The organism is Corallococcus sp. AB030, from assembly GCF_003668965.1.
GTDB lineage: Bacteria > Myxococcota > Myxococcia > Myxococcales > Myxococcaceae > Corallococcus > Corallococcus exiguus.
The window spans coordinates 40,329-49,129 of record NZ_RAWQ01000050.1 but is presented as its reverse complement, the minus strand read 5'-3'; the positions used below and the strand labels follow the sequence as shown (position 1 = coordinate 49,129).

8 protein-coding genes are annotated in these 8,801 nt (G+C 69.5%); 3 read left to right on the top strand and 5 right to left on the bottom strand.

What is annotated here, in order from left to right:
• Positions 1-82 precede the first annotated feature (82 nt).
• Positions 83-1,441, bottom strand: coding sequence for an RtcB family protein (locus D7Y15_RS14835; protein ID WP_120575829.1), 1,359 nt, complete (start codon positions 1,439-1,441; stop codon positions 83-85).
• A gap of 235 nt (positions 1,442-1,676) precedes the next feature.
• Between D7Y15_RS14835 and D7Y15_RS14830 the strand changes: the two genes are divergently transcribed.
• Positions 1,677-1,958 (top strand): hypothetical protein, encoded by a 282-nt coding sequence (locus D7Y15_RS14830; protein WP_120575828.1) that lies wholly within the window; start codon positions 1,677-1,679, stop codon positions 1,956-1,958.
• Between the two features lie 79 nt (positions 1,959-2,037).
• Here the strand turns inward: D7Y15_RS14830 and D7Y15_RS14825 are convergent, their stop codons facing one another.
• Both D7Y15_RS14825 and D7Y15_RS44145 read right to left on the bottom strand, forming a co-directional pair.
• Positions 2,038-2,388: a DUF2019 domain-containing protein gene (locus D7Y15_RS14825; RefSeq protein ID WP_120575827.1), complete on the bottom strand. Its 351-nt coding sequence runs from the start codon at positions 2,386-2,388 to the stop codon at positions 2,038-2,040.
• A gap of 90 nt (positions 2,389-2,478) precedes the next feature.
• Entirely contained in the window at positions 2,479-3,870 is a 1,392-nt protein-coding gene (locus tag D7Y15_RS44145; RefSeq protein WP_148712770.1) for a tetratricopeptide repeat protein, read from the bottom strand.
• 2 nt (positions 3,871-3,872) lie between these two features.
• Here D7Y15_RS44145 and D7Y15_RS14810 point away from each other — a divergent pair, with 2 nt between their 5' ends.
• A complete protein-coding gene (locus D7Y15_RS14810; RefSeq protein WP_158620770.1) occupies positions 3,873-4,199 on the top strand; it encodes a pilus assembly protein N-terminal domain-containing protein in 327 nt (108 codons plus the stop codon).
• Between the two features lie 22 nt (positions 4,200-4,221).
• On the opposite strand, the gene D7Y15_RS14805 is transcribed toward D7Y15_RS14810, so the two are convergent.
• Positions 4,222-4,674 (bottom strand): PaaI family thioesterase, encoded by a 453-nt coding sequence (locus D7Y15_RS14805; protein WP_120575824.1) that lies wholly within the window; start codon positions 4,672-4,674, stop codon positions 4,222-4,224.
• The gene (locus tag D7Y15_RS14800) at positions 4,674-5,123 is read right to left on the bottom strand and encodes a PaaI family thioesterase (RefSeq protein ID WP_120575831.1); all 450 of its coding nucleotides are present in this window, start codon (positions 5,121-5,123) and stop codon (positions 4,674-4,676) included. The genes D7Y15_RS14805 and D7Y15_RS14800 overlap by 1 nt, the downstream gene beginning before the upstream one ends.
• Before the next feature lie 160 nt (positions 5,124-5,283).
• Between D7Y15_RS14800 and D7Y15_RS14795 the strand changes: the two genes are divergently transcribed.
• Positions 5,284-8,727 carry an amidohydrolase family protein gene (locus tag D7Y15_RS14795; RefSeq protein WP_120575823.1) on the top strand — a complete coding sequence of 1,148 codons (3,444 nt, stop codon included), beginning with the start codon at positions 5,284-5,286 and terminating at the stop codon, positions 8,725-8,727.
• Positions 8,728-8,801 lie beyond the last annotated feature (74 nt).

Below are 8,801 nucleotides of genomic sequence, written 5' to 3'. Positions count from 1 at the left end.
GGGCATGGGTGGGGCTCCAGGCGGAGGCCCAGTCTACCGCCGCCCGGCCTCCCCCACGAGTCCCCCTTCTCGGGATATCCCGTCAGTCCGCGCCCTTGATGCAGGCCACCGGCTTGAGGCGGTGGGCCACCCGGGCGAGTCCTGCCTGCTCCACCGTCTCCAGCACGTCGTCCAGGTTCTTGTAGCAGGGCCCGGACTCGTCCAGCGGCGTGGTGCGGGTGTTGAGCAGGATGCCGGCCTCCGCCATGCGCCGGTCCGTCTCCTCCTGCTGGAGCTGCCGGCGCGCGGCGGAGCGTGACAGCCGCCGGCCGGAGCCATGGTTCACCGAGTAGATGGACTTCTCCGCCCCCGGCTCCGCGAAGAGGATGGCGCTGCCCGTCTCCATGGAGCCCGGGATGAGGATGGGGTGCCCGGTGGCCTCCCACGTCGTCCCCTTGAGGGCCGGATGTCCGGCAGGGAAGGCCCGCGTGGCGCCCTTGCGTGCGACGAACCTGCCGCCCTCGCGCTGGATGAGGTTGTGGCTGATCTCGTAATAGATGTTCGCGGTGCCGCCGAACACGTCCTCGAGCGCCCCGCACACGGCCTCTCCGATGAGCAACCGGTTGGCCACGGCGAAGTTGGCCGCCATGTTGTGCAGGTTCCAGTAGCTGCGGCCCAGGGCGCTGTCCGCGTCCAGCCAGACGAAGTCCTCGCTGCGGCTCTTGAGGCCCAGCTGCGCGGCGCCTGCCACGAAGAAGTGCTTGGCGATGTTCCAGCCGAAGCCCCGGCTGCCGGTGTGGAGCATCACCCAGACACGGCCCGTCTCATCCACCTGCATCTCGGTGAAGTGGTTGCCGCCGCCCAGGCTGCCCAGCTGTCCGCGCTTGTCATAGGCGCGCTCGGGGATGGAAACGCCGGTGTCCTCCACGGGGATGAAGTCGCGCTCGGTGACGGAGCGGCTTCGGCCCAGGGCCTTGGCGCCGTGGCGCAGGACTTCCTTGAGGGTGGGCTCGCTGAGCTTGCGCTGCTTGCGTGCCCGGGTGGCGCCCACGCCCACGGCGATGCGGTCGGTCACCTCGTCGATCCACTGGCGGCGCTTCGCGGGGTCGGCGACGTCCTCCACGGTGAGGGAGGTCTGCAACTGCACCATGCCGCAGCCGATGTCGTAGCCGGCGGCGGTGGGCAGCAGGACGCCGTCCGTCTCCACGATGGTGCCGATGGGGACGCCGTAGCCCACGTGACAGTCGGGCGTGACGGCGACGCGGGTGACGCCGGGGAAGGTGGCGGCGTTGACGACCTGATCGAAGACGGCGTCTTCCAGCGGGGGGGCTTCCGGGTTGCCTTCCTCCCCCCAGAGGAGCTTGTCGGAGAGGAACAGATCCGCGTGCACGCGCATCGTCTTGGTGCGCGGCAGGACGTAGTGGCCCTCGGAGACCTTTTCCAGGTGTTGCTTCCAGCTCATGGTGAATCCCCCAGGTGGGTGAACCCGCGGCAGGGACGAAGCCCTCCATCATCCCTGACGGTGCCGGTTTCCGGACACACGATTGGCTGCCTGCCTGGCGTTCGCCGAGGGGAAATCCCCTGGGGTGGACGGAGGGAACGGCCGGGAGTGCACGGAGCGGCATTCAGACAAGCCCGGGGGTTGCGGCGGAGGATCGGCATTCCCATTTCTGCAGCGTGCATCAAGGGGGTGGGCGATGGGGTTTTTGACGGGGATGGTGCTGGCGGTGTCGTTGCAGGCGGGGCCGGTGGAGATGACCGCGGCTCCGGTGTTCAATCCGTCGCTGTGCGCCAAGAAGCGCGTGGATCCATGCGGGTGCCATCACGTGTACGGCATCCGGCACTGCCACCAGAACCGGAAGAGCAACCACTGCGAGGCGCAGGTCCGCGCCTACGAGCCGGACGTGGGGCAGGAGACCGCGGAAGCGACGAACCCGCTCCAGAGCCTCATCGACCCGGCGAAGTCCGTGTCCATGTAGGACGGTCCCTGAACGGGGTGGAGCATCCGGGCGTCCTTCCCTGAAGAGGGGAGGGCGCCACGGTGCGTTGTGGGGACGGCTATCCGGGGTCCAGGGACCAGGTGCCTTCCTTCCAGTGCTTCAATACGATCGAGGCTTCGAAGGGAACGAGGCCCTGGCCCTTGGCGGCTTCCTCCAGGACGGCCTTGGCTTCAGCCGTCCGGTAGCGGAGCAGGGTCGCAGCGGCCGTCACCCGTACGTCCATGCGCTCATGCTTGAACAACACGAGGAGCGCATCCCGTCCGGCATCACCGTGGGCCAGGAGTTGATCGATCGCCGCGTTGTACTTCCTGGCGTGCTTGTTTCCGGTCTTCGCGTCCCCTTTCCAGATGGCGTCGGTCTGGGCGGCGACGTGCTTCGCGACCTGTTCGACCAGTTCCTCCAGCGTCATCACCAGACTCCTTCGGGATGGTGAGTCGGAGCAACGGCTCAACCACGAAGGCGGGCTGGCTGCAAAGACCTTGTCACTCCTCACACCACCTCAATGCGCGGCGGCTGGCTCCCCGGGAAGCACCTCGGAACGGCTCACTTCAAGGTCGCTCTCCGAGCGGATGATGACCCAGCGTGCCTGTGGCGACACGCGCAGGGCCACCACGTTCGGCGCCAGGCGGCGCATCTCCGGCTTGTAGGGCATCACCGCGGACGGAGGCTTCGTTGGTGGGGCGCCGGGCGCGCGGTTCTTCAGCGCGAGGACCTTCACCGTGGGGCGCTCCGGCGTCGGAGCAGGATTCACCGTGGACGGCGGCACGGCCGGCCGTGCCTTCTGGGGCACGCTCCTGCTCACCATCACCGGCGTGATGCACGGAGGCGTATTCCCTCCCGGCTGCTCGGCCCCCTCCGCCGGTGGATCCCCGAAGGCGAACATCGACACGATGACCTTCGGCAGCGTCACGGCCTCCGGCGCACCCGCCGCCACCTGCGCCATGGAACGGGACATCGTCGTCGTCGCTGAATCCAGCGCGGGCGTCACGGTCGGCATGGCAGGACGCGGATGGGGCAGCACCGCCTGCCGTCCCGGTCCCTGCATCACGCTCGGTGTCCCATGGACGTTCACCGGCGTGACGGACGGCGCCACCGGGAGAGCCCTCGGTGCGTCCGGCCCCTGCGCGTCGTTGCGCACGAAGGACGGCGGCACGCTGCGCATCCGTCCGGGCGGCGGCGTCGGCGGCAGCCGGTCGAAACGGTAGAGCTCCTCGTCCTCCAGTGCCGTCGGAGTCACCGCGCCCTGACCCATCCGCGCCAACTCCTGCTGCAACGCCGCGTCGCGCGGATCCAATTCCAGCGCGGCCTTCAGCGCACCCCTTGCGCGGGACTCGCAACCCAACGACAACAGCACCCGGGCGGCTTTACGGTACGCGGCAATCGCTTGCTCCTTCTGCCCCGCGCGGCGGCAGGCCTCCGCCAGCCGGACGCGCACATTCGCGTCGCGCGGGAGCATCTTCGCGAGCTGCGCGTACGTTTCCACGCACTGCGCATACCTCCCCCGCTGGTACAGCGCATGGGCGGCTTCCTTCAAATCCCGTAGCTTCATCGACTCGCGCTCGCTCATGGGGGTCTCCGCGTCGGTGTCGCTCCCGTGAGCTAGCAGGCGACGTGCCGCGCTCCCGTGACGTGCGCTCGCGTTCACTGCCGTGCCCCCACCGCGCCCCCAGGCTGGAAACCCTGTCCTCCACCCGGCGGACCCCAAGGCAATCCACCGTGTCCCCGTGCACGCTGTCCGCTGAAGGACCCGGCCTGAACCCTGTAGAAATGGGAACCACGCTGTAACAACGTCAGTGCGCGCATCGCGGGGGGCTCTCAGGAGACGTCGGATGCCAGCGCATGGGACATTGGGGCAGCTCCGGACTCCGCCGGAGTCACCCGGAGGTTGCATTCATGGCTTCACGCTTCGTGGCCCTGACGTTGGGAACCCTGCTGCTCAGCGCCCTGCCCGCGGGGGCGAAGGAGCCCGCTGCTCGCGCTGGGGACTCGAAGGAGCTTCCTCCCGCGGACGAGACGCTCACCCTGAAGAAGGGCGCGAAGCAGGTGCTGACGGTGCAGGGAATGAGCCGCGTGGCGCTGGGCGACCCGTCCGTCGCGGACGTGAAGACCACCGGGAAGGACGGCGTGGAGGTCTCCGCGCTGGCGAAGGGGACGACCACGCTCATCATCTGGGGCAGTGACGGCAAACGCCGCACGTACCGCATCGTGGTGGACGGCTAGCGCCCCCCGAAGCTCCGGAGCCTCACGGCTCCGACAGCAGGAACAGCGCGTGCGAGCTGGCGATGGGCCGCGTGCGGTCGTCCTGCCAGGCCTCCACGCGCACGTTGGCCACGCGGCGTCCCTGTCGCGTGATGAATGCTCGCGCGAAGGTGTCCTGCGCCTTGCCCGAGCGCAGGAAGTCCACCGTGGTGGAGATGACCTTGGGCACGCGCTCGGTGTCTGTCTTGAGCAGCAGCTCGAAGATGGCGCTCGATTCCAGCAGCGCCCCCAGCGTGCCGCCGTGCAGCGCGGGCAGGATGCTGTTGCCGATGAGGTGCGGCGCGTAGCGCATGCGGCAGAGCATCTCGCCGGCCAGGTTCTCCACGCCAATGCCCACGAAGCGCGTGTAGGGGATGGCGTCCGTGAGGCGGTGGTACTCGCGCGACTGGCGCACCTGTCGCACCAGGTCCGCGAGGGGAAGCGAAGGCGTGCTCATCAGCTCTCCACCCGCATGAAGGTGCCCTGCGACGAGGCCACCGGCGTCGCAGGGTCGCCCTGGTGCACCAGCGCGCGCACGAAGGCGACCATGCGGGTGACCTTGTAGCACTCGGCCTGCGCGGTCAGCGGCAGGCCCGGGCGCGCGGGGCGCAGGTAGTCGATTCGCAGGTCCAGCGTGACGATGGCCGCGAACGCGCCCAGCGCCGCCATCACCGCCGCGCCGCTCGCCGCGTCGATGAGCGTGGTCACCGCGCCGCCCGCCACCACCCCCGTCTCCGGGTTGCCGACGAGCACATCCGCGTAGGGCATCACCACCGTCGCGTCCGTGGGCCCCACCGCTTCCAGCCGCAGCCCGAGCGCATGGTTGTGGGGCACCGCCTCGGTGAACAGGACGGAGAGCGCCTCGCGCCGCTCCGCCGGGTCCGTGGAAAGACTGAAGTCCGACATGGGCTGGATGCAGTAGCAGATTCGGACCGCGCCGGGGGAACGCACCGCGGCACGCCGCGCCCAGGAACACGCCTGCCCGTCCGCGAGTTCACGGGCGCCCTGACAGCCCACGCATCCTGGCAGGATGCCGCGCCCCGCGTCTTCCCCGAGGACACTTCCGGTGAACCGACCTCTCTCCGCCCTCTGCTTCGCACTGCTCGTCCCAGGTCTGCTCCTGGCGGCGCAGCCCCTGCCCCGGCCCGCGAGTGCACCCGAGCCCGCACCTCCAGGGCAGGGTGAAGCGCCTCCGCAGGAACCGCCCAAGCCGCCCGCGCCCAAGGACACCGCGCGCGAAGCCGCCCGGGCGAGCGAGGGCGACGGCGGCACCCTGGCCCCCGTCGCCACGACGGAGCAGCCGGACGCGAAGAAGGAGGAGTGGAAGGTGGACGCGCCCCCGGGCGTGGCCAGCACGCAGGTGCCCATCGACGTGCGCGAGGGCACGTGGATGAACGTGGACGTGAGCCCGCGCGGAGACGAACTCCTCTTCGACCTGCTGGGAGACATCTACGCGCTGCCCATCGCGGGCGGCGAGGCCCGCGCGCTGACGTCCGGCGCCGCGTGGGACATGCAGCCGCGCTACAGCCCGGACGGGAAGTCCATCGCGTTCACCAGCGACCGGGGCGGCGGGGACAACATCTGGGTGATGGACCGCGACGGCAAGAACCCGCGCGCGGTGACGCAGGAGAAGTTCCGTCTGCTCAACAGCCCGGCGTGGAGTCCGGACGGCCAGTTCCTGGTGGCGCGCAAGCACTTCACCGGCCGACGCTCGCTGGGCGCGGGCGAGGTGTGGATGTTCCACCGCGCGGGCGGCGAAGGCGTGAAGCTCACCGAACGCGCCAACGACCAGAAGGACCTGGGCGAGCCCGTGTTCTCCCCGGACGGCCGCTACGTCTACTTCAGCCAGGACGTCACGCCGGGGAAGTCCTTCGAGTACGACAAGGATCCGAACAAGGAACTCTACGCCATCCAGCGGCTGGACCTGGACGCGAAGGAGGTGGAGCCCTTCGTCACCGGCCCGGGTGGCTCCATCCGGCCCACGCCGTCGCCGGACGGCAAGCAGCTGGCGTTCGTGCGGAGGGTGCGCGGCAAGAGCGTGCTGTACGTGACGGACGTGAAGTCCGGGGCGGAGCGGCCGCTGCATGACGGGCTCGACCGGGACATGCAGGAGACGTGGGCCATCCACGGCGTGTCTCCGGTGATGGCGTGGACGCCGGACAACAAGTCGCTGGTGTTCTGGGCGAGCGGGAAGCTGCACCGCATCGACGTGGCGACGAAGAAGGTGTCGCCCATCCCCTTCCACGTGAAGGGGACACGCACGGTGTTCGCGGCGGTGAAGGGCACGCGCGCCGTGGCGCCGGACCGCTTCGACGTGAAGATGCTGCGCTGGATGCAGGTGTCACCGGATGGCAAGAGGCTGGTGTACCAGGCGCTGGGCAAGCTTTACGTGAAGGAGCTGCCGTCGGGGACACCGCGGCGGCTGACGCGGCAGAACGAGCACCTGGAGTTCTATCCGTCGTTCTCGCGGGACGGGCGCTCCATCGTCTACACGACGTGGGACGACGATGCGCTGGGCGCGGTGCGCGTGGTGTCGGTGACGGGCGGCGAGGGCCGCGTGGTGACGACGCAGCCGGGCTTCTATGTGGAGCCCGCGATGAGCCCCGACGGCAGGTGGGTGGTGTACCGGACGACGGGCGACGGCTACCTGATGCCGGGCACGTGGAGCCGGGAGACGGGGCTGTTCGTGGTGCCGTCCACCGGTGGAGGCGTGGCGCGCAAGCTGACGCGGGACGGGGAGCAGCCGCACTTCGGCGCGAAGTCGGACCGCGTGTACTTCCTGCACGTGGAGTCCAAGGACGTGGAGGACGTGCGCACGCTGCGCAGCATCGGGCTGGACGGGGACGAGCCGCGCACGCACCTGACCAGCGGTGGCGCGCTGGAGATGCGCGTGTCGCCGGACGACAAGTGGGTGGCCTTCCGCGAGGACTTCAACGCCTACGTGACGCCCTTCGTGCGCGGCGCGAAGGAGGCGCGGGTGGGGCCGGGCACCAAGGCGATGCCGGTGACGCAGGTGAGCCGTGACGCGGGCGAATACCTGCACTGGTCCGGCACGGACGCGCGGCTGTCCCTGCACTGGGCGCTGGGGTCCAGGCTCTACACGCGGGCGCTGAAGGACGCGTTCACGTTCATGGACGGCGCGCCCAAGACGCTGCCGCCGCCGGAGGCGGACGGGGTGGACGTGGCGTTCTCCGCGAAGTCGGACGTGCCGGAGGGGACGCTGGCGCTGGTGGGCGGGCGGCTGGTCACCATGAAGGGCGAGCAGGTGGTGGAGGAGGGCGTGGTGGTGGTGAAGGGCAACCGCATCGTGGCGCTGGGCCCGGTGGGGAAGGTGAACGTGCCTGCGTCCGCGAAGGTGGTGGACGTGAAGGGCAAGACGCTGATGCCGGGCCTGATTGACGTGCACTGGCACGGGGCCATGGGCGTGGACGGGCTGATGCCGGAGCAGAGCTGGGTGCAGGCGGCGTCGGTGGCGTTCGGGGTGACGACGCTGCACGACCCGTCCAACCACTCGGAGACCATCTTCGCCGCGAGTGAGCTGGGCAAGGCGGGGATGCTGACGTCGCCGCGCATCTTCTCCACGGGCACCATCCTGTACGGGGCGGCGAGCGCGGACGCGCACGTCGAAATCGACACGCTGGACGACGCGCGCCGTCACCTGCGGCGGATGAAGGCGTTGGGGGCGTTCAGCGTGAAGAGCTACAACCAGCCCCGGCGCGACCAGCGGCAGAAGATCCTCCAGGCGGCGCGCGAGCTGGACATGCTGGTGGTGCCCGAGGGCGGATCGCTGCTCCAGCACAACCTGACCATGGTGGTGGATGGGCACACGGGGCTGGAGCATTCGCTGCCGGTGTCGCGCATCTACGACGACGTGCGCCAGCTCTGGAAGGGCACGCAGGTGGACTACACGCCGACGCTGGGCGTGGCCTACGGCGGGCTCATGGGGGAGAACTACTGGTACCAGAAGACGAACGTCTGGGAGGACACGCGCCTGTTGTCGTTCGTGCCCCGGCGCGTGGTGGACGGGCGCTCACGGCGCCGCGTGATGATTCCTGACGAGGAGTTCAACCACCAGAACGTGGCCCGCGCGGCGAAGGAGCTGAACGACCTGGGCGTGAGCGTGCAACTGGGCGCGCACGGTCAGCGTGAAGGCCTGGCGGCGCACTGGGAGCTGGCGATGTTCGTGCAGGGCGGCATGTCGCCGATGCAGGCCTTGCGCGCGGGCACGATCAACGGCGCGCGCCACCTGGGCATGGACAAGGACCTGGGCTCGCTGGAGGTGGGGAAGCTGGCGGACCTGGTGGTGTTGGACAAGAACCCCCTGGAGGACATCTCCAACAGCCGTACGGTGCGCTACACGATGGTGAACGGCCGGCTGTACGACGCGAACACGCTGAATGAAGTGGGCACGCGGCAGCGCACGCGCGCGAAGTTCTACTTCGAGAAGGACGGCAACGAGGGCTGGAGCCCCCGCGCCACCACGCACGCCACGGAGCAGGTCTGCGATTAGGATTCGTGCTGTTGTTTTGTGGAGCTGTCGCGGGCTGCGCAGGTGGCCCGCGACAGTTCCGGCAGTCCCTTGGC